General features: G+C 31.1%; 20 protein-coding genes. 18 read left to right on the plus strand and 2 right to left on the minus strand.

Features of this window, described 5'->3' with window-relative positions; translation table 11 throughout:
• Positions 1 to 12 precede the first annotated feature (12 nt).
• From B9N70_RS06675 to B9N70_RS06695, 5 genes are read left to right on the plus strand one after another with little or no spacing between them, the layout of a single operon-like run.
• Entirely contained in the window at positions 13 to 1,020 is a 1,008-nt protein-coding gene (locus tag B9N70_RS06675; RefSeq protein WP_085115017.1) for an aspartate-semialdehyde dehydrogenase, read from the plus strand.
• Positions 1,010 to 1,393, plus strand: a complete 384-nt coding sequence (sdhC, locus tag B9N70_RS06680) for a succinate dehydrogenase, cytochrome b556 subunit (protein WP_085115018.1) — start codon at positions 1,010 to 1,012, stop codon at positions 1,391 to 1,393. The genes B9N70_RS06675 and sdhC overlap by 11 nt, the downstream gene beginning before the upstream one ends.
• A complete protein-coding gene (sdhD, locus tag B9N70_RS06685; protein ID WP_085115019.1) occupies positions 1,393 to 1,719 on the plus strand; it encodes a succinate dehydrogenase, hydrophobic membrane anchor protein in 327 nt (108 codons plus the stop codon). Before sdhC ends, sdhD begins: the two co-directional genes overlap by 1 nt.
• Positions 1,719 to 3,494, plus strand: coding sequence for a succinate dehydrogenase flavoprotein subunit (gene sdhA / locus B9N70_RS06690; protein ID WP_085115020.1), 1,776 nt, complete (start codon positions 1,719 to 1,721; stop codon positions 3,492 to 3,494). The genes sdhD and sdhA overlap by 1 nt, the downstream gene beginning before the upstream one ends.
• On the plus strand, positions 3,494 to 4,273 hold the full coding sequence (locus B9N70_RS06695) for a succinate dehydrogenase iron-sulfur subunit (protein WP_085115021.1): 780 nt from the start codon (positions 3,494 to 3,496) through the stop codon (positions 4,271 to 4,273). The genes sdhA and B9N70_RS06695 overlap by 1 nt, the downstream gene beginning before the upstream one ends.
• Here the strand turns inward: B9N70_RS06695 and B9N70_RS06700 are convergent.
• Both B9N70_RS06700 and B9N70_RS06705 read right to left on the minus strand, forming a co-directional pair.
• Positions 4,263 to 5,024, minus strand: a complete 762-nt coding sequence (locus B9N70_RS06700) for an IclR family transcriptional regulator (RefSeq protein ID WP_085115022.1) — start codon at positions 5,022 to 5,024, stop codon at positions 4,263 to 4,265. The two genes, B9N70_RS06695 and B9N70_RS06700, sit on opposite strands and share 11 nt — an antisense overlap.
• A gap of 34 nt (positions 5,025 to 5,058) precedes the next feature.
• Positions 5,059 to 6,552, minus strand: a complete 1,494-nt coding sequence (locus tag B9N70_RS06705; RefSeq protein ID WP_085115023.1) for a CoA-acylating methylmalonate-semialdehyde dehydrogenase — start codon at positions 6,550 to 6,552, stop codon at positions 5,059 to 5,061.
• Positions 6,553 to 6,750: 198 nt separating this feature from the next.
• On the opposite strand from B9N70_RS06705, the gene B9N70_RS06710 reads away from it, so the two are divergent.
• The 13 genes from B9N70_RS06710 to priA all read left to right on the plus strand — a co-directional run bounded on the left by B9N70_RS06710 (position 6,751) and on the right by priA (position 24,181).
• Complete coding sequence (locus B9N70_RS06710) at positions 6,751 to 7,932, plus strand: iron-containing alcohol dehydrogenase (protein WP_197684940.1); 1,182 nt, start codon at positions 6,751 to 6,753, stop codon at positions 7,930 to 7,932.
• Positions 7,933 to 7,996: 64 nt separating this feature from the next.
• Positions 7,997 to 9,061, plus strand: a complete 1,065-nt coding sequence (locus B9N70_RS06715) for a TRAP transporter substrate-binding protein (RefSeq protein WP_085115024.1) — start codon at positions 7,997 to 7,999, stop codon at positions 9,059 to 9,061.
• Positions 9,062 to 9,137: 76 nt separating this feature from the next.
• A complete protein-coding gene (locus tag B9N70_RS06720; protein WP_085115025.1) occupies positions 9,138 to 9,707 on the plus strand; it encodes a TRAP transporter small permease subunit in 570 nt (189 codons plus the stop codon).
• Positions 9,704 to 11,068 (plus strand): TRAP transporter large permease, encoded by a 1,365-nt coding sequence (locus tag B9N70_RS06725; RefSeq protein WP_085115026.1) that lies wholly within the window; start codon positions 9,704 to 9,706, stop codon positions 11,066 to 11,068. Before B9N70_RS06720 ends, B9N70_RS06725 begins: the two co-directional genes overlap by 4 nt.
• Positions 11,069 to 11,073: 5 nt before the next feature.
• Positions 11,074 to 11,520, plus strand: a complete 447-nt coding sequence (locus B9N70_RS06730) for a hypothetical protein (protein WP_085115027.1) — start codon at positions 11,074 to 11,076, stop codon at positions 11,518 to 11,520.
• Positions 11,521 to 11,577: 57 nt separating this feature from the next.
• Positions 11,578 to 12,543, plus strand: a complete 966-nt coding sequence (mdh, locus tag B9N70_RS06735; RefSeq protein WP_085115028.1) for a malate dehydrogenase — start codon at positions 11,578 to 11,580, stop codon at positions 12,541 to 12,543.
• Positions 12,543 to 13,703: an ADP-forming succinate--CoA ligase subunit beta gene (gene sucC / locus B9N70_RS06740; protein ID WP_085115029.1), complete on the plus strand. Its 1,161-nt coding sequence runs from the start codon at positions 12,543 to 12,545 to the stop codon at positions 13,701 to 13,703. Before mdh ends, sucC begins: the two co-directional genes overlap by 1 nt.
• Positions 13,703 to 14,578, plus strand: a complete 876-nt coding sequence (sucD, locus tag B9N70_RS06745; protein ID WP_085115030.1) for a succinate--CoA ligase subunit alpha — start codon at positions 13,703 to 13,705, stop codon at positions 14,576 to 14,578. Before sucC ends, sucD begins: the two co-directional genes overlap by 1 nt.
• Before the next feature lie 35 nt (positions 14,579 to 14,613).
• Positions 14,614 to 17,508 (plus strand): 2-oxoglutarate dehydrogenase E1 component, encoded by a 2,895-nt coding sequence (locus B9N70_RS06750; RefSeq protein WP_085115031.1) that lies wholly within the window; start codon positions 14,614 to 14,616, stop codon positions 17,506 to 17,508.
• 6 nt (positions 17,509 to 17,514) lie between these two features.
• Positions 17,515 to 18,816: a 2-oxoglutarate dehydrogenase complex dihydrolipoyllysine-residue succinyltransferase gene (odhB, locus tag B9N70_RS06755; protein WP_085115032.1), complete on the plus strand. Its 1,302-nt coding sequence runs from the start codon at positions 17,515 to 17,517 to the stop codon at positions 18,814 to 18,816.
• The gene (gene lpdA, locus B9N70_RS06760) at positions 18,817 to 20,217 is read left to right on the plus strand and encodes a dihydrolipoyl dehydrogenase (protein WP_085115033.1); all 1,401 of its coding nucleotides are present in this window, start codon (positions 18,817 to 18,819) and stop codon (positions 20,215 to 20,217) included.
• A 31-nt stretch (positions 20,218 to 20,248) separates the two neighbouring features.
• Positions 20,249 to 22,180, plus strand: coding sequence for an O-linked N-acetylglucosamine transferase, SPINDLY family protein (locus B9N70_RS06765; protein WP_085115034.1), 1,932 nt, complete (start codon positions 20,249 to 20,251; stop codon positions 22,178 to 22,180).
• Positions 22,181 to 22,225: 45 nt separating this feature from the next.
• On the plus strand, positions 22,226 to 24,181 hold the full coding sequence (priA, locus tag B9N70_RS06770) for a replication restart helicase PriA (RefSeq protein WP_085115035.1): 1,956 nt from the start codon (positions 22,226 to 22,228) through the stop codon (positions 24,179 to 24,181).
• Positions 24,182 to 24,253 lie beyond the last annotated feature (72 nt).

Raw genomic sequence — 24,253 nt, forward strand, 5'->3', positions numbered from 1 at the left:
TATAAGACTAGAATGAATATAGCTATAGTAGGTGCAACCGGTAATGTAGGAAGAAAAATTCTAGAAGTTTTAGAGAAAAAAAATCTTTCTTTTGATGATTTATATCTAGTTGCATCATCTAAAAGTGCTGGAAGTAAAATTAAATTTAAAGATAAAGAATTAGAAGTTTATGATCTTGAAAAATTCGATTTTTCTAAAGCTAAAATAACTTTTTTTGCTGCAGGTGGAAAAATATCACAAAATTTTGCAACTAAAGCAGCTCAAAATTCAATTGTAATTGATAATTCAAGTTTTTACAGGATGGATCCCGATGTTCCATTAATTGTTCCTCAAGTTAATGCAGAAGATTTAAAGGACATAAAAAAAAATATAATCGCTAATCCAAATTGTTCAACAGCGCAATTGGTTATAGCATTAAAACCTCTACACGATGCTTTTGTTATAAAAAGAGTAGTAACTTCAACTTATCAATCCGTTTCAGGGGGTGGAAAAGCACCAATGGACGAATTAATTGAACAAACAAAATTGTTTTTAAATAATCAAGAAATAAGATCTAAAAATTTTACAAAACAAATAGCATTTAATGCTATCCCACATATCGATGTATTTGCAGATGATGGTTACACAAAAGAAGAGCTTAAAATGACAAATGAAACAAAAAAAATTTTAGATAAGAATATTGAATTAACTGCAACTTGTGTTCGTCTTCCTGTTTTAGTTTCTCATTCAGAGTCGGTTAATATAGAATTTGAAAAGGCTTTTACACTGGATAAGGTTAGACAGCTATTAGATAATGCAGATGGCTGTAAAGTTATTGATGAGAGAAAAGATGGAGGTTATTCAACTCCATTAGAAGCAGCTGGCAAAAATGAGACTTTTATTTCAAGAATTCGAGAGGACAAAACAATTAATAATGGTCTAAATTTGTGGATTGTTTCAGATAATTTATTGAGAGGCGCGGCTTTGAATGCAGTAGAAATAGCTGAGACTTTAATTAAAAACAATTTCTATGGAAAATAATAATCCACTATCTCCTCATCTTCAGATCTATAGATGGCATATTTCATCATTAGTTTCTATTTCACATAGAATAACTGGAATAATAAATTTTGTAGCTTTTGTATTAATATGTTTGTGGGCATCTATGCTTTTATTGGGTGAGGCCAATTATGATTCAATAGAGTTTTTACTAAATTCAATAATTGGAAAATTTATTATTCTGGGATTAACTTGGTCTTTTAGTTTTCAAATTTTAAGTGAGATAAGACATTTGATTATGGATATGGGTTACGGATTTGAACTTAAAACCACAAGAATAACAGGACTGCTTGTTATTTTTGGTTCAATTTTTTTAACAATTATAATTTTTGTTTTAGGAAAAAATTTTATTTAATGAATACTTCTACTAAAAAATGGTTATTCATCAAAATTAGCTCTCTAATTTTAATTCCATTAATGATTTGGTTTATTTTAAATTTTGTATCAATTTACGATAAAAGTTTTAATGAAATCGTTGAATTTTTTTCGAATTCTACTTCAAAATTTTTATTCAGTTTATTTATAGTTTTTGGCTTCTTTTTTTCAGCTTTAACTATTAGCGAAGTTTTTGAAGATTATATTAGTCAAAAAAATCTCAAAAATGTCGCAAATAGACTGTTATATTTATCTGCTATAATAATCCCTTTAATAACAATAATATTATTATTTAACTTAAACTGATGAGTTCATACAAAATTATAGAACATGAATATGATGTAGTTGTGCTTGGTGCAGGTGGATCAGGACTTAGAGCGGCTGTTGGTTTGAGTGAAGCTGGTTTAAAAACAGCCTGTATATCAAAAGTATTTCCAACAAGAAGTCACACATCAGCTGCACAAGGTGGAATTTCAGCTGCGCTTGGTAACATGGGGGAAGATGATTGGCGTTGGCATATGTATGACACTGTTAAAGGAGCTGACTGGCTTGGGGATCAGGACAGCATTGAATATTTATGTAAAGAAGCGCCAAAAGCTGTAATTGAATTAGAAAAGTATGGTGTTCCATTTAGTAGAACTGATGATGGAAAAATTTATCAAAGACCATTTGGTGGAATGACTAAAAATTATGGTAATGGAATTGTTCAAAGAACTTGTGCTGCTGCGGATAGAACAGGTCATGCAATTTTACATACGCTTTATGGTCAAGCGCTTAAACATAATACAGAATTTTTCATTGAGTATTTTGCCTTAGATTTATTAATGAAGAATGGAGAATGCAAAGGATTGATAGCGTGGAATTTAAATGACGGAACTATTCATAGATTTAGAGCACACACCGTAATTATTGCTACCGGAGGATATGGAAAAGTTTATTATTCAGCAACGTCTGCTCACACATGTACAGGAGATGGAAATGCAATGGTGCTCAGAGCTGGTCTACCATTACAAGATATGGAATTTGTTCAATTTCATCCAACAGGAATATATGGGCATGGCACATTAATTACAGAGGGTGCTAGAGGTGAAGGTGGTTATTTAACAAATTCTAAAGGCGAAAGATTTATGGAAAGATATGCTCCAAAAGCAAAAGATCTTGCCTCTAGAGATGTAGTAAGTAGATCAATGTCGATTGAAATCAATGAAGGTAGAGGTGTAGGTAAAGATGCAGATCATGTTCATTTAAATTTAAGTCATTTAGATAAAGATATTATAGAAAGTAGATTGCCAGGAATTACAGATGCAGCAAGATTATTTGCAGATGTAGATGTAACTAAAGAACCAATTCCAGTTGTACCTACAGTTCATTATAATATGGGAGGTATACCTACAAATTATAAAGCAGAAGTATTAACTGTTAATGGATCGGAAAAAACTGTTCCAGGTCTAATGGCAATTGGTGAAGCCGCATGTGTATCAGTACACGGAGCTAATAGGTTAGGCTCAAATTCATTAATTGATTTAGTTGTTTTTGGAAGAGCAGCTGCAAAAAGAGCTAGTGAATTAGTCAAACCAGGAGCTCCTCATGAGGAAATAGGAGAGTCTGAAACTCAAAAATGTTTAGATAGATTTGATAAATTAAGAAATGCAAATGGAGAAAATAGTACTGCTGATTTAAGATTATCAATGCAAAAAACTATGCAATCAAAATGTGCAGTTTTTAGAACAGAAAAAACTTTAAAAGAAGGTGTTGAAGAAATTAAAAAAACCTATGATGGTATGGACTCTATTTCTGTTAAGGATAAATCTTTAATCTTCAATACTGATTTAGTAGAGACTTTAGAATTTGATAATTTGATTAGACAAGCTGTTGCAACAGTAGACTCTGCTTACAATAGAAAAGAGAGCAGAGGAGCTCATGCGAGAGAGGATTTTCCTAAAAGAGATGATGAGAAGTTTATGCAACATACACTTTCATGGTGTGATGGAAAAAATACTAAGATTACCTATAGACCAGTTCACAAATCTACTCTTACAAACGAAGTTCAGTATTTTCCACCTCAGGAAAGAGTTTACTAATGGTTCAATTAAATTTACCTGAAAATTCAAAAATAAAAAAAGGTAAATATTTCAAAGACAAGACTGGTTCAAAAAACATAAAAAAAGTAAATGTTTATAGATGGGATCCTTCAACTGGAGAAAATCCAAGAGTAGATACTTATGAGGTTGATATAGATAATTGTCCCTCAAAAGTTTTAGATGTTTTAAATAAGATTAAAAACGAAATAGATCCAACTTTAGCATACAGGCGATCATGTGCCCATGGTGTTTGTGGATCTTGTGCAATGAATATGGGTGGAAAAAATGGTTTAGCTTGCACTACACCTCATGCCGAAATAAATGGAGATCTGGATATTTATCCTCTGCCGCATTTAAAAGTTAAAAGAGATTTAATCGGTGATTTAGACGGGCTTTACAAACAATATGAGTCAATCGAACCATGGCTAAAATCTAATTCAAAATCTGAAACAACAGAAATTTATCAATCTAAAGAAGATAGAGCTAAATTAGATGGTGCTTACGAATGTATAATGTGTGCATGCTGTTCAACATCATGCCCAAGTTATTGGTGGAATGGAGATAAATATTTAGGGCCAGCAGTTTTGCTTCAAGCATATAGATGGATTGTAGACAGCAGAGATGAAGAAAGAAAAGCAAGATTAAAAAAAGTTGCAGATGAGCTGAAGCTTTATAGATGTCATACTATATTGAACTGCACTAACGCTTGTCCAAAAGGTTTAAATCCAGCAAAAGCCATCGCTGAAATAAAAAAAATGTTAGCAACTGCTAATTTTTAACCAAAGCTTTTTTTAAATTTTTAGCTACGGAATTCATAATAGGATAAATTTTTTTTAAATCATCAATATTCTTTCTACTTTTAGCAGTATGAGTGGATAGACAAAAACAAAGCTCCCCTTTAGAATTTGTTATGGGCAAAGATATGCCTACCATACCATTAAACCACTCTTCATCATCAAAAGCATACCCTTGTTTTTTAATTTTTAATAACTCTTTTGTAAATTTTTTAATATCAGTAATTGTATTTTTGGCATTTTTTATTGGCTTGATGTTCTTAAAAATTTCTATTGCTTTATTTTTGTCTAAAAAAGATAAGTAAAGTTTTCCAGATGCAGATGCATGAAGAGGTAAATGATCACCAGCTTCAAAATTTAATTGCATTGGCCAATGGAACTCTATTCTATCAAAATATATTAACTTCGTACCTATTGGAACAGAAAGGCTAACTGTTTCTTTAATTTCGTTTGTCAGTTTTCTTAGATAAGACCTCCTGAGAGTAAAGTTGGGCTCATAAGGCAAACTATTAAGAATTATATCTCTGATTTTTGGTCCCGGAATATAATTTTTATTGTTTCTTGCAACTAAAAATCGTTCTTTACATAATGTTTCTAAATGCCTGTATACAGTTGGAAGTGGTATATCTAATTTGTGTGAAACTTTTTTAGCAGTAAAATTATCTGGATCTAAAATAACTTCCTCTAAAATATTTAATATTCTTTTAGATGAAGTCCTAGTATTTATGTCTTTCATAAATATTCAACATAAGTTAAAACTTAAAACTTATTTAAGACAGAACAGGAATAGTAAACTCTGGACCACTATTATCTTCCGACCAAGTAACTGTTGCAGTTTTAAGTTTTGTGTAAAACCTAACACCTTCTGGACCATGCATAGAGTGATCTCCAAATAGAGATCGTTTCCATCCACCAAAGCTATGATAAGCAACTGGCACAGGAATAGGAACATTTACTCCAATCATCCCAATTTTAGCATTTTCGGTAAAATGTTTTGCAATCATTCCACTTTTTGTAAATACAGCTGCTCCATTACCAAGCTCATGATCATTAACAAGCTTTAAAGCGTCTTCATATGTATCAGTGGTTATCATGCTGAGTACTGGACCAAAAATTTCTTCTTTGTAGATCTTCATATCTGGTTTTACATCTTCAAATATAGTTGGGCCTACAAAATATCCATTTTCATATCCTTGTAATTTCATGTTCCTACCATCGGCAATAAGTTTAGCTCCTTCTTTTTCACCAATATCTATGTAACTCAGAACCTTTTCATAATGAGCTTTATTATTAAGAGGACCAAAGTCACTTTCTTTATCTGTGTATGGGCCAACTTTAAGTTTTGAAGTTTCTTCTAATAATTTTGTTTTTAAATTTTCGGCTGTTTTTTTTCCAACACATACTGCTACAGAGATAGCCATACATCTTTCACCAGCTGATCCAAATGCTGAACCGATTAATGCATCTGTTGTTTTATCAACATCAGCATCTGGCATGACTACCATATGATTTTTTGCTCCTCCAAGTGCCTGAACTCTTTTGTTATTTTTTGTACCAGTGTGATACACATATTCTGCTATTGGAGTTGATCCAACAAAGCTAATTGCTTGAACATCTTTACTCTCCAATAAAGTATCAACAGCCTCTTTATCTCCATTTACAACATTTAACACACCTGGAGGCAATCCAGCTTCAATAGCTAACTCTGCAAGTCTTATAGGACAACTTGGATCTTTTTCAGATGGTTTAAGTACAAAAGTATTTCCACATGCAATTGCAACAGGATACATCCACATAGGCACCATTGCAGGAAAGTTGAAAGGTGTAATTCCTGCACAAACACCCAAAGGCTGTCTCATTGAATATGAGTCAACATTAGTACCAACGCTTGAAGAATGATCTCCCTTTAATGAGTCTGTAATACCAGTTGCATATTCAACAACCTCTATTCCTCTTTGAACAGAACCTTTTGCATCAGGGATTGTTTTTCCATGCTCTTCAGAAACTATTGCAGCCAATTCTTCCATATTTTTCATTAATAAATCTTTGTATTTGGATAAGATCCTTGACCTATTAATAGGTGTCGTCTTAGACCATTTTATAAAAGCATTTTTTGAGCTTTGTATTGCCAACTCAACTGTAGATTTGCTACCTAGTTCAACTTCACCAATTTTTTCTCCAATAGCTGGATTAAAAATTGGTCCAGTTCTTGCTGTTTTGTCTGAATATAGTTTTCCATTGATAAAATGACTTATTTTTTTCATGCTTGATCCTTAATTAAAAAAAATAAATTAATACTACAAGAAATTTACTTATGCAATTATTAAATAATTTAAATTATAGGTCAAAAAACTAACCTTCTTAAATGAGAAAAAAATTATCAATTTAATACTATATCGTTATTGACTCTTAATTACACTTAAGCTTAGATTGAGTTAAAATAATATTAAAAAGGACATTGTTTGAAAAAAAGAGAAAATGTTCGTGTTTGTGTGCCAAGATATTTGCAAATTGGCAGAGGTAGTTTAAGTGAACTACCAGAGATAATTAAAATCTTAGGATCTATTAAATCAGTATTAATTGTTACTGATAAACAGATGGTATCATTTGGTTATGTAAAAAAACTTCAAGAAGTTTTGAATAAATCAGGTTTTAAATCAGATGTGTTTGATGAAACAGTGCCTGATCCAACAGACACAGTAGTTTTAAAAGGTATCAAGTTTTTAGAGAACTGTAAAAGTGATGCTGTAATAGGTTTTGGAGGAGGTAGTCCGATCGATACAGCTAAAGCAATTGCCGCTATGTCAATGCACAGTAAAAACATCCAGGATTACAAGCCACCTACAATGTTTGATAAAAAGGGTTTGCCTATCATTGCAATTCCAACAACAGCTGGAACAGGTTCTGAAGTAACTCATCATGCAGTAATTATTGATACAAATAATAATGAAAAAATTTCTTGCAGAGGTGAGGGTTTTGTACCTTCAGTTGCTATAGTGGACTATGATTTAACATTATCCAAACCAAGAAGACTAACAATTGACAGTGCTATAGATACATTAACCCATGGAATAGAAGCTTATGTAAGTAAAAAAGCAACACTTTTTTCTGATAGGATGGCACTTGATACAATAAGATTAGTAAGTGAAAATATTTACCAAGTAGATAAAAATCCAAAAGATCTTAAAGCAAGAGAAGGATTGATGTTGGCAGCAACATTAGGTGGGCTAGCTTTTTCTAATGCATCAATTTGTTTAGTTCATGGGATGAGTAGACCACTAGGAAGTAATTTTAAAGTTCCACATGGATTGAGTAATGCAATGTTGCTACCAACTATTACCGAGTTTTCAATTAATGATGCAACATCAAGATATGCTGATTGTAGTCGAGCTGGTAATTTTGCACTTTCATCTGATAGCGATGAAGAGGCTTGCAAAAAATTAATTAAAGGTTTGTATAAAATTAACAAAGATTTTGAGGTACCATCAATATCAAGTTTTGGAATAGATAAAAAAAATTTTGAGGAAGAGTTGGAGAATATGGCTTCTGATGCAGAAAATTCAGGCGCACCAAGCCTCAATCCAAAAGTGCCTTCTGTAAGTGAAATGATAGATCTTTACGGAAAAGCATGGAGTGCATTTTAATGAGCTGTAAAATGTACTTTTATAATCGCATCAGCTTAAACTTAAATCAAAAAGAGAGGGTATAATGAAACAACTAATAAAAAAATCTATTAGTATTTTTGCTGTATTTTCATTGATGTTAACTTTCTCAGTACATCAAGTAAATGCTGCAGATAAAATTAGATGGAAAGTTCAATCTACTTTCAATACTGGATGGCCTGCGTTAGGAGATCCTGTTGCTAGATTGTCTGATACATTAAATAGAGCTACCGATGGAAGGATTCAGCTTAAAGTTTATGAGCCTGGAAAGATACTTCCACCTTTAGAAATTTCACCATCAATTAGCAAAGGTGATTTACCTGCTGCCTATAATTATATGGCTTATGACCAAGGTAGAATTCCAGCAGCTGTATTGTTTGCTGCTGTACCATTTGGAATGGAACCCTGGGAATATGCAGCTTGGTGGTTTGAAGGAGAAGGTTCAAAATTAGCTAACGAAATTTATAATAAACAAAATATTCAAGTTTTATTATGTAGCACAATTGGACCAGAAACTGCTGGTTGGTATAGAAACCCTATTACAAGCTTAGATGACCTTAAGGGTTTAAAAATACGTTTCTCAGGTTTGGGAGGCATGGTTTTAAATGAAATTGGTGCATCTGCTACGTTAATGGCTGGTGGAGAAATTTTTGCAGCTCTTGAGAAAGGTACTCTTGATGCAACAGAATATTCTATGCCTGCTATTGATGAAGTACTAGGATTTCATAAAATTACTAAATATAACTTGTTTCCTGGATGGCACCAAGTTTCAACATCAACTCATTTTATGATTAATTTAGATTTATGGAAAAAAATGGGAGCAGCTGATCAGGCTCTATTCGAAATGGCTTGTACAGCAGCAGCTATGAGAGCAATTACTACTGGAGAATATTTGCAAGGTAAACAAATTGAAAGTTTCCCTTCAAAAGGAGTAACAGCAGCAAGATTGCCTGATAGTGTGTTAAGAGAACTTCAAAAAGTTAGTGCGAGAGTTATGGACGAACAATCTGCAAAAGATGCTGACTTTAAAAAAGTATGGGAGTCACAACAAGCTTTCATGAAAGAATATGATGTTTGGCAAAAATGGGGATATTTACCCAGAAACTTTTAGTATTTAATACTTAAAAAGTTGATTATAATAAAAGCGGTCGGTTATGCCGGCTGCTTTTATTCTTTAAAAAATACTTATGTCCAAAAATTTTATTTCATCCGAAAGCTCTCTAAATAAAAAATTACAGCTTAGGCACACTCCAATTACAAAAAAAATTGATAATATAGTTTTACAGATAGGAGAAATCTTTAATTGGTTGTGGGTTATATTAATTGCAGTCATCATTCTTAATGTAGTGTTAAGATATGTGTTTAAAAATGGCATGATTGAACTTGAAGAGCTTCAATGGCATCTTTATTGTATTGGATGGTTGGTTGGCTTGTCTTCAACATATATAGTAGACTCTCATGTAAGAGTTGATGTTTTAAGTGATAAATTAAATTATAGAAAAAAATTATGGTTTGAATTGTTTGGTATTTTGTTTTTATTTTTGCCTTTTGTAATACTTGTTCTTTATTATGCTGTTCCTTTTTTTGAATTGTCGTGGGTATCAAGTGAAAGATCAACATCTGCAAATGGTTTGCCTGCAAGATGGTTTGTAAAAGGTTTTTTGGTAATCAGTTTCTTCTTATTATTAATTTCTGGTTTTTCTAGAATCATAAGAATAATAGAAACACTTCGGTTTGGATTAGGAGACAGAAGATGATTTCATTAGTTTCAGAATACTTTTTAGCAATTGCCTTATTTTTTAGTTTTATAACGTTAATATTTTATGGATTTCCTGTTGCCTGGACTATGGGTGGATTAGGAGTTTTATTTATTTTTGTCTCAATGATTTCTGACAATCTTTTTGACACTTTTTATGGTGTCGATTTTGGATTTGCATCGATGGTTGTTTATAGACTTTACGGTGTTATGGCTAACTGGGTTTTGGTAGCCTTGCCAATGTTTATTTTTATGGGGATAATGATGGATAAATCTGGAATAGCAGAAGACTTGATGACTGATCTTTCCAAGTTATTTGGTAAAACAAGAGGTGGACTTGCAATCTCAATTGTATTTATTGGAGTTTTACTGGCTGCCTCTACAGGGATTATTGGTGCAGCTGTAGTATTACTAACAATTTTAGGTGTCCCTTTGATGTTAAAAAATAATTACAATCCAAATTTAGCTTGTGGAGTAGTTTGTGCTACAGGAACACTTGGGATTCTTATCCCTCCCAGCATTATGTTAGTGATTATGGGGGATCAAGTAAGAATATCAGTTGGTGATTTATTTATGGGGGCTGTATTTCCAGGGTTGTTATTAGGATTATTATATACAATCTTTATTTTTGCTTATGCTTATGTAAATCCAAAAGCTGCTCCATTACCTAAAGATGCCGAACCAGTAGATTTAAAAATAATTTTAAGAGTTTTAAAATCTATTATACCGCCAGCTTTATTAATTTTTGCTGTTTTAGGAAGTATATTTATGGGAATTGCTACACCAACAGAGGCCTCAGGCGTTGGAGCTTTGGGCGCATCCTTATTAGCAATAATTAGAGGCAGATTATCATTTTCAGATTTAAAAATTGTAATTAGAAAAACAACCCATACAACCGCTTATATTTTTGCACTTTTTGTTGGAGCTACAATGTTTGCATTGATCTTAAGAGGTTTAGGTGGCGATGAGTTAATAGAGGGAGCTCTAAAAGCATTACCTTTTGGAACAAGTGGAGTAGTAATTGTAGTTTTGTTTGTTGCGTTTTTGCTAGGTTTTTTTTTAGATTGGATTGAGATTACATTAATAATCTTGCCATTTTTAGCACCTGTGATGGTGGATCTAGGAGTAGATATGGTTTGGTTTATTGTAATGTTTGCAGTGGTTTTGCAAACATCATTTATAACGCCACCTGTAGGATTTGCATTATTTTATATGAAAGGGGTTGCACCTCAAGGAATTACAATTTCAAATATTTATAAAGGAATAATTCCATTTGTTATTCTACAAGTGATAGCTGTTGCAATCGTATTTAATTTTCCAGAAATAGTTACTTGGTTACCAAAAGTTGCATATGGACCGTAAAAGACATGAAGGCTTTTAATTATTTCTTATCAATACTCTTTACTTTTTTAGCAATAAAGAATTTTGCATATGCAAGTAATGAAATTTCATTAAAAGAATTTTTAGATGAAAAAAATATTGAAAGTGAAAAAACCCAAATTTACTTATTACAAAGATGCAGTTCTATATATGCTTTTGCGTCTGGCGTTTTAATGAAATCAGACTCATTACAATCTAAAAAATTAATTGAAATTTCAAACAATCTATTATTCAAATCTGTTGAACTAATGGTTATTGAGGAACAAAAAAGTCTTGAAGTAAGTCAAAAATACTCAGAAGATATTAGAAAGAGACTGTTTAACAATTATATTGCTGATGGTAAGCAAAACTGGGAAAGAAACAAATCATATTTTAAAGGATCTTATATAGAAAATGATATGATTATATGTTCAAAATTAACAGAAGATAAGTAAAGAACTCACTTTTTTAATTGAATAATTTTAAAGTATCAATAAAAGATATCTTCATTCATGAAAAAAAAAATATCTTTAATAGGTGCTGGTCAAATAGGTGGAACTTTAGCTCATTTAATTGGGCTTAAAGAACTGGCAGATGAGGTAGTTTTATTTGATGTTGCAAGTGGAATAGCAAAAGGAAAAGCACTTGATATAGCTCAATCTTCTCCAGTTGACGGTTTCCATGTAAGATTTTCAGGCACTGACTATTATAAAGATATCAAAGACTCAGATGTTGTAATTATTACAGCAGGTGTTCCAAGAAAACCTGGAATGAGCAGAGATGATTTATTAGGAATAAATTTAAAAATTATTAAGCAAGTTGCTGAGGGAATAAAACAACATGCTCCTAATGCATTCGTAGTTTGTATTACAAATCCATTAGACGTAATGGTTATGGCTTTTCAAAAATATTCTGGTTTACCAACGAATAAGGTTGTTGGTATGGCTGGTATATTAGATAGCTCAAGATTTAAATTATTTTTATCATTAGAGTTTAATGTTCCGGTAAGAGATATTGAAGCTATGGTAATGGGTGGTCATGGTGATACGATGGTTCCACTTCCTGGGTTTACTAAAATTTCAGGCAAACCGTTACTAGATTTAGTAAAAGACGGAAAAATAACAGCAGAACGTGTTGAAGAAATCAACCAAAGAACCAGAGATGGTGGCGCTGAAATCGTAAAATATTTAGAAAAAGGTTCAGCTTTTTATGCACCAGCTGCAGCGGGTGTGGAAATGGCAGCAGCATACTTAAAAGATGAAAAGAAAATGGTTCCTTGTGCTGCTTATTTAAATGGAGAATATGGCATTAAGGATATTTATGCAGGTGTTCCAATTATAATTGGAAAAGGTGGAGTAGAAAAAATTGAAGAAATTAATTTGAATGACAAAGAAAAATCTGAATTTTTAAAGTCAGTTGATGCAGTAAAAAAACTTTGGGAAGCAGCATCCAATATTGATCCTGATCTTGCTAAATAATGAATATTCATGAACATCAGGCAAAAGATATATTAAAACAATTTGGAGCTTCAGTTCCTCAAGGCGTTTACGCATTGACTGTTGAAGATTTGTTAGAAAAAGTCAAAACTTTAAATACAAGTAAGTATGTCTTAAAAGCACAAATTCATGCTGGTGGTAGAGGTAAGGCTGGTGGCGTAAAGATTTTAGATAACCTAGAAGATCTTGAAAAAGCAGCTAAAGAATTGTTAGGAAAGACACTGGTTACACATCAAACTGGCCTTGAAGGAAGAGAAGTTAAGAGACTTTATGTTGAGGAGCCCTCAAATATAGATAAAGAGTTCTATCTTTCATGTTTAGTAGATCGAGCTAGTTCAAAAATAGCTTTTATATCAAGTGATCAAGGTGGAATGGATATCGAAGAGGTGGCTGCCAAAACTCCTGAAAAAATTATAACTACAAAGGTAGATCTAAAAGATGAAATTTCAAATGAAGACTGTGAAAGTATAATTAAGATCTTTAATCTAAACGATGACGCTCAAAAAGATGCAATTAGCTTGATAAAATCTATTTATAAGATGTTTATAAGCACTGACGCTAACATGGTTGAGGTAAACCCACTGATTTTAACTAAAGAAAATAAAATTATGTGTTTAGATGCTAAAGTTAATTTTGATGGCAATGCATTATTCAGACATCCAGAGATAACTGAGCTAAGAGATTTAAATGAAGAGGATCCATCAGAAATAGAAGCAAGTAAACATGATTTAGCATATATAAAATTAGATGGAAGTATTGGTTGCATGGTTAATGGTGCTGGTTTGGCGATGGCAACAATGGATATCATAAAATTATATGGTTCAGAACCTGCTAATTTTTTAGATGTTGGTGGTGGTGCATCAAAGGAAAAAGTTTCAGCAGCATTTAAAATTATTTTGTCAGATAAAAATGTTAAGGGAATTTTAATTAATATCTTTGGCGGCATAATGAGATGTGATGTCCTTGCACAAGGAGTAGTTGATGCAGCTAAAGAAATGAAAATTAGTGTACCTTTGGTTGTTAGACTTGCAGGAACTAACTTTAAAGAAGGAAAAGAAATTTTAGATAATTCAGGATTAAAATTGATTTCAGCAGAGAATTTAGATGATGCAGCAAAAAAAATAGTTGAGGCAATTAAATAATGTCTGTTTTAGTAAATAAAAATACAAAAGTCATTTGCCAAGGGTTTACAGGAGCTCATGGAACTTTTCATTCTGAACAAGCCATAAAATATGGAACTAATTTAGTTGGCGGTGTAACGCCAAAAAAAGGTGGTCAAGAACATTTAGGGAAGCCTGTTTTCAATACTGTAAAAGAAGCTAAAGATAAAGTTGGTGCAGACGCAACAATGATTTATGTTCCTGCTAAATTTGCAGCTGCTGCAATTATAGAAGCTATTGATGCTGATTTAGAACTAATCGTTTGTATTACTGAAGGAATACCAGTTCAAGATATGTTGAAGGTTAAACAAAAATTACTTAAATCAAAAAGTAGATTGATTGGCCCTAACTGTCCTGGGATTATTACACCAGATGAATGTAAGATAGGTATCATGCCAGGCAGTATTCATAAAAAAGGTTCTGTGGGAATTGTTTCAAGATCAGGAACTTTGACTTATGAGGCTGTTGCTCAAACGACTGAAAATGGATTAGGACAATCTACATGTATAGGAATAGGCGGTGATCCTATTAATGGTACAAATTTTATAGATTGTTTAGATCTTTTTTTAAATGATGAAGAAACTAAATCTATTTTAATGATAGGTGAAATAGGAGGAACAGCAGAAGAAGAGGCTGCAGAATTTGTAAAAAATCATCAAATTAAAAAACCAATGGTTGGCTTCATTGCTGGTATTACTGCACCCCCAGGCAGAAGAATGGGTCATGCAGGTGCAATTATATCAGGCGGTAAAGGTGGAGCAGAAGATAAGATAAAAAAGATGGAAGACTGCGGTATAACAATGGCTAATTCACCATCTAAAATTGGTAAGACACTTTTTGATAAATTGTCTAATTGAAAATTAGCTTTTCAGTAATATACTAATCCAAATAAATGTCTCTGACAAAAAATCTTGAATTTGAAAAAACTTCTTTTTTAACAAAAACTAATAGTGCATTTCTTGAGCAGATGTACTTAAAGTATATCAATCAAGATTCAGATTTACCCTCCAGTTGGAAAATATATTTTGATGAGTTAGGCGATGAGCTAGATTTAGTTGCTAATGAAATCAAAGGACCATCTTGGGCACCAATTAAAAAAAATATTAATATTATTGAAAAGAAACCAAAGAATGGTTCTTCATCAAGTGAAGTTTTAAAAAAAACTAGTTCTAAAGATCAAATTCAGAACAATATAGACTCTATTAAAGCAGTAGAGTTGATTAGAGCTTATAGACTTAGAGGACATTTGTTAGCTAAGTTAGATCCTTTAGGACTTAAAGAAACTGAGTATTTGGAAGAGCTACATCCTGAATTTTATGGTTTTAAAAAAAGTGATTATAAAAGAGAAATATTTTTAAACGGAGTTACAAATAAAAAATACTCAAATATATCTGAAATCTTAAACTTTTTAGATAAAACCTACTGTGGTTCAATCGGATATGAGTATATGCATATTTCAAATCATGAAGAGAGGGTTTGGCTTAGAAAAAGAATTGAAGAGAATGAAAATGAAATTCAATTTACAAAAAATGGAAAAGAAGCGATTTTAAATAAATTAATACAAGCTGAAGGATTTGAAAAATTTTTAGCTACAAAATACGTTGGAACTAAAAGATTTGGTTTAGATGGAGCTGAAAGTTTAATCCCAGCCTTAGAGCAAATCATTAAAATTGGTGGCCAATCTCAAATTAAAGAAGTTAAGATTGGTATGTCTCACAGAGGAAGATTGAATGTATTGGCAAATGTTCTTCAAAAATCTTATAAAAGAATCTTCAATGAATTTGCAGGTGAGTTTCATTCAAGTTCTAATGAAGGAGCAGGTGATGTAAAATATCACTTAGGAGCTTCATCAAATAGAGAGTTTGATGGCAACCCTGTTCATGTTAGTTTGACTGACAATCCATCTCACTTGGAGGCAGTTAACCCAGTTGTTTTAGGTCAAACAAGAGCAAAACAGTTTTTCCATAAAGATATAGAGAGAAATAAAGTTATACCAATTTTAATCCATGGAGATGCAGCTTTTGCTGGCCAAGGAATTGTTGCAGAATGTTTTGCAATGTCAGGATTGCCCGGACATAATACAGGTGGAACCATTCATATAATAGTGAATAATCAAATTGGTTTTACAACAAGCCCAAGATTTGCAAGATCTTCACCATATCCTTCGGATGCTGCCAAAATGGTAGAAGCACCAATATTACATGTAAATGGTGATGATCCAGAAGCAGTTGTGTATGCAACAAGGATTGCTACAGAATTTAGACTAAAATTTAATAGAGATGTTGTCGTAGATTTGATTTGTTACAGAAGATTTGGACATAATGAGGGAGATGAACCATCTTTTACTCAACCATTAATGTATAAAAAAATTAGATCCCATCCAACAACTGCAAAACTATATGGAGAAAAACTTACACAAGAACAAATATTTAGCGAAGAGACTTTAAAAGAAAAAATAAAATCTTTTAAAGATTTACTTGATGATCAATTCAAAAATGCAAAAGATTATAAACCTAAAATTGAATGGTTTGAAGGCACATGGTCAAGATATAAACCCGAGAAAGGTAAAGATAAAAGAGGTGTAACCGGTGTTGATAAGGTTGTGATCAAAAATATTTCAGATAAAATTAATATAATACCATCTGAAATAAATCCTCATAAAACAATTTTAAAAGTTTTCGATCAAAGAAAAAAATCAATAGATGCCGAGAAAAATATTGATTGGGCTACAGCAGAATCCCTTGCTTTTGGTACGTTGCTGGAAGAAGGCTACCCAGTAAGATTGGTTGGACAAGATTCAGGAAGAGGTACATTTAGTCAAAGACACTCGGTATTAAGAAATCAATTAGATAACAGTAGATACATTCCATTAAATAATATTTCAGAAAATCAAAAAAATTATGAAATTGTAGATAGTTTTTTATCTGAATTAGCAGTTCTTGGATTTGAGTATGGTTATAGTTTAGTTGAACCTAATACCTTAACTTTATGGGAAGCACAGTTCGGAGATTTTGCTAATGGTGCTCAGGTGATTATTGATCAATTTATATCATCAGGTGAAAGAAAATGGTCTAGAGCATCAGGGATAGTTATGCTTTTACCTCATGGTTATGAAGGTCAAGGTCCCGAACATTCATCAGCAAGATTAGAGAGGTTTTTACAATTATGCTCAAATGATAACATGCAAGTTATGAACTGCACTACACCTGCAAACTATTTTCATGCTCTAAGAAGACAGATGAAAAGAGATTTCAGAAAACCATTAATAATGATGACACCAAAATCATTATTAAGAAATAAATATTGTGTTTCTAATCTTGATGACTTTAGTAAAGATAATTCTTTTCATAGAGTGCTTTGGGACCATGCAATGGATCCTAAAGCTGATGGTTTTATTAAATTACAAAATAGTTCAAAAATAAGAAAAGTTATTTTATGCTCAGGTAAAGTTTATTTTGATTTATTAGAGGCTCGAGAAAAATTAAAAGTTGATGATGTAATTTTGTATAGAATTGAACAATTATATCCATTTCCTGCAAAAACATTAGTAAGTGAACTAAAGCCATACGCTCAATCAGCAACATTTCATTGGTGTCAAGAAGAACCAAAAAATATGGGTGCATGGTTCTCTGTTCGGGATTATATACAATGGACATTGGATAATATTAAGGCTAATAATAACCAAATTTCTTATATAGGAAGAAGTCCAGACGCATCACCAGCAACTGGTTATGCAAAGAGACATATTTCTCAACAACAAGAAATTATTAAAAAAGTATTTGAATAAAAAATAATGAGTGAAAAAATTGTAGTTCCTGTCTTAGGTGAAAGTATTACAGAAGCAACAGTCTCTAAATGGTTAAAAAGTGAAGGTGAAACAGTTGAAGCCGATGAACCAATTGTTGAATTAGAGACTGATAAGGTAAATTTAGAAGTTCCATCACCAATTAGTGGTGTCTTGTCAGAAATAAATTCTAAAGATGGGACAGTTGTTGAAGTTGGAGCGTTACTTGGATCAGTATCTGAAAATGGATCTGGAACAGTGAAAAAAGAAGTAATTAAAAAAATAGAACCAACAGCAACACCAGAAAATAATGTTGTAAATTTAGAAGTTCCAAAAAAAGAACCAGAAATTTTTGAGGAAAAAAAAGATCAAGAGAGTTCTGATGAAGCACCATTAATTTTAACAAAAGAAGTAAAAGAAAAAGAAGAAGTAAAGCTTGAATCTGACTCAGAAAATCAAACTTTATCTCCAGCAGTAAGAAAAATTGTTGCTGAAAAGAAAATCGACATTAATTCAGTTAAAGGTACAGGTAAAGATGGAAGAATTTTAAAAGGCGATTTAATTAGTCTTATGGGAGCACAACCACAACCTTCTGAAAGAAAAGCTCAATACGGTCCTGAGGAAAAAATTAGGATGACTAGATTGAGACAAACGATTGCTAAAAGACTAAAACAAGCTCAAGAAAATGCAGCCTTGTTAACAACGTTTAATGAAGTTGACATGTCAAGCATTATGGAAATGAGAAAAGAAAACCAAGAGGATTTTCAAAGTAGATATGGAATAAAATTAGGCTTTATGTCTTTCTTTGTAAAAGCTTGCATAGTTGCACTTAAATCTTTTCCAGCTGTAAATGCGGAAATTGATGGAGAGGACATAATTTATAAAAATTATTATAATATTAGTTTTGCAGTTGGTACTGAAAAAGGTTTAGTTGTCCCAGTATTAAAAAATGCTGATGAACTATCATTTGCAGATATTGAAAAAAATATTAAAGAAATTTCAGAGAAAGCTAGAGACGGAAAATTAACAATCGAGGATCTTCAGGGTGGAACTTTTACAATCAGTAACGGCGGTGTTTATGGATCGATGTTATCGACACCAATTTTAAATCTTCCTCAATCTGGAGTTCTTGGGATGCATAATATTGTTGAAAGACCAGTGGTGGTTGATGGAGAAATTAAGATAAGACCAATTATGTATTTAGCTTTATCCTATGATCATAGAATAATAGATGGAAAAGAGTCTGTTTCATTTTTAAAAATGATTAAGGAAAATCTAGAAGACCCAAGAAGATTATTTTTAGATATTTAAATGTCAGAAAAATTTCAAGCAGTTGTAATTGGTGGTGGTCCGGGTGGTTATGTTTGTGCAATTAGATTGGCTCAATTAGGATTGAAAACTGCATGTATTGAATCGAGAGGTTCATTAGGTGGTACTTGCCTGAATGTTGGATGTATACCCTCAAAGAGTTTATTAAACTTATCTGAAGAATTCCATAAAGTTAAAAATCTATCAAATAAAGGAATAGAAGTTGGTGAAGTAAAGCTAAATCTTAATAAAATGATGAAAAGTAAGGATAAAGCAGTAACTGTTTTGACAAAGGGAGTTGAGTTTTTATTAAAGAAAAACAAAGTTACATATTTCAAAGGTCATGGAAGCTTTAAATCAAAGAATGAAATCAATATAAAAGATGCAGATAACAAAGAGACAGTAATTGGTGCAGATAACATTATAATTGCTACAGGATCAGTACCTGTATCACTCCCAGGAATAGATTTTGACGAGAAAACAATTTTATCTTCTACCGGAGCTTTAAAGATAGAGCAGGTGCCAAAAAAAATGGTTGTAGTAGGTGGAGGATACATTGGGTTAGAAATGGGATCAGTTTGGTCAAGATTAGGAGCTGAAGTTCATGTAGTAGAATTCTTAGAACACATCACGCCTGGCATGGATAGAGAGATTTCCCAAGAATTTATGAAAATTTTAAAAAAACAGGGAATAAAATTTCATATGCAGCATAAAGTTGAAGAGATTAAAAAAGATAGTGAGGGAGCAATTGTTTCAACTAGTGATAAAGATGGAAATAAAAAAGATTTTGATTGTGATGTAGTTTTAATTTCAGTTGGAAGAAAACCTAATACGGAAGGATTAAACATTGAAGCAGCTGGAGTTGAACTTGATGAAAAACATAGAGTTAAGACAGACAAAAATTTTAAGACTAATCAAAATAATATTTATGCTATTGGAGACGTAATCACTGGTCCTATGCTTGCACATAAAGCTGAGGATGAAGGAATAGCAGTTGCTGAAAATATTGCAGGACAATCAGGCCATGTTAATTATGATACTATTCCTGGTGTTGTCTATACAACCCCAGAAGTTGCTTCAATTGGAAAAACAGAAGAACAGTTAAAAGAAAAAAATGTTGATTATAAAATTGGAAAATTTTCATTTATGGCAAACTCAAGAGCAAAAGCAATTGATGATGCAGAAGGATTTGTTAAAATTCTAGCTGATGCTAAAACAGATAAAGTTTTAGGGGCTCATTTAATAGGGCCTCACGCAGGAGAATTAATAGCTGAAATTGGAGTAGCTATGGAATTTGGAGCAAGTTCTGAAGATATTGCAAGAACATGTCATGCACATCCTACATTTTCTGAAGCAGTTAAAGAAGCAGCTCTTTCAGTTGATAAAAGGGCAATACACTCTTAAAATTTTTAGCATCTTATATTAAAGTTAACTGATGCCCCAAGAAGATAAATTGATATTAGAAAAACTTTTTATACAAGCTCTGGAAAATCATAAAAAGAAAAATTTTCATAATGCAAAAAATATTTACAAAGAGGTTTTAAAAAAAGATCCATTTCATTTAAAGGCATGTTTTAATCTTGCAATTTTATATAACAATTTAGGTAATTTTCAAAAATCAATTATTTATTATGAAAAGGTTTTAGAGATTAAACCCCATGAATTTAATGCCTGCTACAATCTAGGTAATATCTATAAAAAATTAAAAAAAAATGATAAAGCAAAAAAACTTTATAAAAAAGTAATCGAGTTACAACCTAAAAACATTGCAGCATTAAATAATCTTGGAAATTTATCTAGAGAACTAGGAGAGTATCAAAATGCAATTAGATATTTTAAAGAATTAATAAAAATTAAACCTAATTTTGCTATCGGTTATTATAATCTTGGGCATCTACTCAAAGAAATAGGTGAATATCATGAGGCAATAGAATATTTTGATAAAGCCGTTAAGATAGAGCCAAAAAATCTTATATTTCAATGGCAGTCTATGATTACATTTCCAGTAATTTATAAAAATTTTGAAGAAATTGAACTCTCAAGAACTAAATTTAAAAAAAAAATTAAAGTTATAGATCAGTTATTAAATAGTGAGAATAAATATACCAAGTATGATCTAGAAAACACTATTAATTCAGGTACAAATTTTTTTTTACATTATCAGGGAAAGGATGATTTAAGTTTACAAAAGCAGTTTGCAAATTTAATAGAACAGATAACACAAAAAGTTTACCCTCAATTTAATATTAAAATAAAAAAAAAAAAATTAGATAAGAAAATATCAGTTGGTTTTATTTCATCTTTTTTCAGGGATCATACGGTATCAAAATTATTTAAAAATTGGATACTAAAATTGGATGATAAAAAGTTTGATAAATTTACATACTATGTTTCTAACAATATTGATCATGTTACTCAAAAAATTAAGAATAATTCTAAACTTTTTTTTAGTGAGAATGTTGAAGAATTAATTTCTCAGATATCTGCAGATAGTATAGATGTAATCATATATTTGGATATTGGGATGGAACCAAAAATACAGATTTTAAGTTCTTTAAGATTAGCATCATTGCAATTTAATACTTGGGGCCATCCTGTGACCTCAGGTTTTAAGAATATTGATTTTTTTCTCTCAAGTGAATTGATGGAAGCTAATGATTCAAAAAAATATTTTTCTGAAAAATTAATTAAAATGCCTCAATTAGGAATAGATTATGATTTTCCAGATTTATCTAATACAAAAGAGCCTGAATTATCTAAAAGTACAAAATCAACAATATTTTTAAACCTTCAAAGTTTGTTTAAACTTTTACCTCAAGATGATCATATTTATTTAGATATAATAAAGAAAAATCCAAACTGTTATTTTTGGTTTATTGAGGGCATAAAAGATCCAATGAATTTAGTATTTAAAGATAGAATTTCAAAACGATTTCAGGATGAGGGGTATGACTTTAAAAAATATTTTTACTTTCATCCAAGATGTAGCAATAATGAATTTTTAGGTCTAATTAAAAAATCGGATATAATTTTAGATAGTTTGAATTGGTCTGGTGGAAATACTTCTTTAGAAGCTATTAGTTTGAATAAGCCAATTATTACTCTTCCATCTAATTTTATGAGAGGAAGACACACTTATGGTATTTTAAAAATTCTAGGTATAGAAGAAACAATCGCAAACTCTAAAAAAAACTATATTGAAATAGCTTTAAAATTGGCTAGCGATATCAATTTTAGAAATGAAGTAATTAAAAAAATTAAGATAAATAAAAAAAAATTATTTAATAATGAAAAATCAGTAACATTTTTGGAAAAAGTGATTACCAGTGAATATTACAAAAAAAATAATATTAAAGTAAAAGGTTAAGTTTAATCTCTTAGCAACTATTATGTTTATATTTTATAGCTAAATATGAAATATCCAATTCTATTACCTAATATATTTGATTATCCTTTTACTTATGAAAGTGACATCAAATTAAAGATAGGTGATTTTGTAATTGTACCGTTTGGAAAATCAAAAATTACTGGTGTGGTTTGGGATGAATTTGAAAAAAATGATAAAAAAACTTTTAAAATAAAAAAAGTTTTAAAAAAACTAGAAATATTAGCTTTAAAAAAAAATACAATTAATTTTTTAAATTGGTTTTCAAAATACAATCTAATTCCAAAAGGTATGGCATTAAAGTTATCATTGTTAAGTAGTAACGCTGTAGAGAAACTATCTGATGAAAAATATAATGAATATTCTACTAATATAAAAAATAACTCTTTTGAGCTATCAAAAGATCAAAAAACATCCCTTAAATTAATGACTAAATTTTCTGATAAATTTAGGGTTCATGTTTTGCAAGGTACAACAGGCTCAGGAAAAACTATTGTATATTTTGAAGCTTTAAAAGATTTTATAAATAGAGGTTTTCAAGGCTTAATTTTATTACCTGAAATTGGTTTAACTGGACAATTTGAACAAAAATTCTGCGAATTTTTTGGTTTTAAACCTGCTGTATGGCATTCAGGAATTTCAAAGAAAAAAAAAGAAATCATATGGAGCGGTGTTAATGAGGGTAAGATCAATGTTATCATTGGAGCGAGATCATCACTATTTTTACCTTTTAAGAAATTAGGCCTAATCATTGTTGATGAAGAGCATGACCAATCTTACAAACAAGATGAAGGAATCATTTATAATGCAAGAGATATGGCAATCGCTAGAGCATCATTTGAAAATATTCCTATAAATTTAATTACGGCTGTGCCTTCAATTGAAACTTATGAAAATATTAAGAAAGGCAAATATTCAGTATCAAAACTTAATCAAAGGTATCAAGATGCTGCATTACCCAATTATGAAATAATAAATTTGAATAACACCAAACTTGAAAAACAAACGTGGTTGTCAAAAGAGACTATAGAAAAAGCAAATGAACATTTAAAAAAAAATGATCAAGTTTTATTTTTTTTGAATAGGAGAGGTTTTTCACCACATGTGTTGTGTAAAAAATGTTTCAGTGCTTACAACTGTCCAAATTGTTCTATTAATCTAGTTTATCATAAAAAAAAAGAAACTCTGCTTTGTCATTATTGTGGTTTTAAATCATCTTTGAATAGAGATTGCTCAAAAGAAGGACAGTGTGATTTTATTTTTAGTGGCCCAGGAGTTGAGAGAATATCAGAGGAAGTTAAAAAAAATTTTCCTAATAAGAAAGTAGAAATTTTTTCAAGTGACACAATGAATAAAAAAAACTCTTCTGATACATTAAATAAGATTATAAATAATGAGATTGAAATTCTGGTAGGAACACAACTCATATCCAAAGGTTTTCATTTTCCAAATTTAAACTGTATTATCGTAGTTGATATTGATTTAACAACACAAGGTCACGATTTAAGAGCAACTGAAAAAAGTTTGCAACTATATCATCAGTTATCCGGTAGAGCTGGTAGGACTGGTAAACCAGCAACTGTATATTTTCAAACTTATAGTAAAAACACAAAAATGATCAGTGAAATTACTAATAGAAATCCAGATATATTTCTAGATAGAGAATTAGAAATTAGAAAAAAAAACAAATTACCTCCTTATGAAAGATTTATTTCGTTAATACTTACGGGAGAGAATGAGCAGAAATTAGAAAAGGATGCTTTTTATTTCAAAACTTTTTTGGAAGATAAAATTAATGCTAGAGTTCTTGGCCCTGTTAGTGCTCCAATTTTTAGACTTAAAAGGAAATTTAGGATTAGGCTGCTGATCCGAGGCTCTAAATCTTTGAAATTGCAAAGTTCTGTAAGCGAATTAATTGCAAAGTATAAATTTTCGAATGGAATAAAACTGACAGTTGATGTTGACCCTCTAAACTTCAATTAAATGGCAAAAAAAAGGTCTTTTTGCAACATTGTGTTACTTGAAGAGGTAAATTCTATATGCTAATTAAAGCCA

Origin of the sequence: Candidatus Pelagibacter sp. HIMB1321, from assembly GCF_900177485.1 — a bacterium.
Lineage (GTDB): Bacteria > Pseudomonadota > Alphaproteobacteria > Pelagibacterales > Pelagibacteraceae > Pelagibacter.

Excerpts from the sequence above, each read along its gene's own strand:
- mdh (WP_085115028.1), top strand. The coding sequence starts at position 11,578 with ATGAAAAAAAAAATATCTTTAATAGGTGCTGGTCAAATAGGTGGAACT.
- B9N70_RS06720 (WP_085115025.1), top strand. The coding sequence starts at position 9,138 with ATGTCCAAAAATTTTATTTCATCCGAAAGCTCTCTAAATAAAAAATTA.
- sdhC (WP_085115018.1), top strand. The coding sequence starts at position 1,010 with ATGGAAAATAATAATCCACTATCTCCTCATCTTCAGATCTATAGATGG.
- sdhD (WP_085115019.1), top strand. The coding sequence starts at position 1,393 with ATGAATACTTCTACTAAAAAATGGTTATTCATCAAAATTAGCTCTCTA.
- B9N70_RS06765 (WP_085115034.1), top strand. The coding sequence starts at position 20,249 with ATGCCCCAAGAAGATAAATTGATATTAGAAAAACTTTTTATACAAGCT.
- B9N70_RS06675 (WP_085115017.1), top strand. The coding sequence starts at position 13 with ATGAATATAGCTATAGTAGGTGCAACCGGTAATGTAGGAAGAAAAATT.
- sucD (WP_085115030.1), top strand. The coding sequence starts at position 13,703 with ATGTCTGTTTTAGTAAATAAAAATACAAAAGTCATTTGCCAAGGGTTT.
- sdhA (WP_085115020.1), top strand. The coding sequence starts at position 1,719 with ATGAGTTCATACAAAATTATAGAACATGAATATGATGTAGTTGTGCTT.
- B9N70_RS06700 (WP_085115022.1), bottom strand. The coding sequence starts at position 5,024 with ATGAAAGACATAAATACTAGGACTTCATCTAAAAGAATATTAAATATT.
- odhB (WP_085115032.1), top strand. The coding sequence starts at position 17,515 with ATGAGTGAAAAAATTGTAGTTCCTGTCTTAGGTGAAAGTATTACAGAA.
- B9N70_RS06730 (WP_085115027.1), top strand. The coding sequence starts at position 11,074 with ATGAAGGCTTTTAATTATTTCTTATCAATACTCTTTACTTTTTTAGCA.
- B9N70_RS06715 (WP_085115024.1), top strand. The coding sequence starts at position 7,997 with ATGAAACAACTAATAAAAAAATCTATTAGTATTTTTGCTGTATTTTCA.
- B9N70_RS06750 (WP_085115031.1), top strand. The coding sequence starts at position 14,614 with ATGTCTCTGACAAAAAATCTTGAATTTGAAAAAACTTCTTTTTTAACA.
- lpdA (WP_085115033.1), top strand. The coding sequence starts at position 18,817 with ATGTCAGAAAAATTTCAAGCAGTTGTAATTGGTGGTGGTCCGGGTGGT.
- B9N70_RS06725 (WP_085115026.1), top strand. The coding sequence starts at position 9,704 with ATGATTTCATTAGTTTCAGAATACTTTTTAGCAATTGCCTTATTTTTT.
- B9N70_RS06705 (WP_085115023.1), bottom strand. The coding sequence starts at position 6,552 with ATGAAAAAAATAAGTCATTTTATCAATGGAAAACTATATTCAGACAAA.
- priA (WP_085115035.1), top strand. The coding sequence starts at position 22,226 with ATGAAATATCCAATTCTATTACCTAATATATTTGATTATCCTTTTACT.
- sucC (WP_085115029.1), top strand. The coding sequence starts at position 12,543 with ATGAATATTCATGAACATCAGGCAAAAGATATATTAAAACAATTTGGA.
- B9N70_RS06695 (WP_085115021.1), top strand. The coding sequence starts at position 3,494 with ATGGTTCAATTAAATTTACCTGAAAATTCAAAAATAAAAAAAGGTAAA.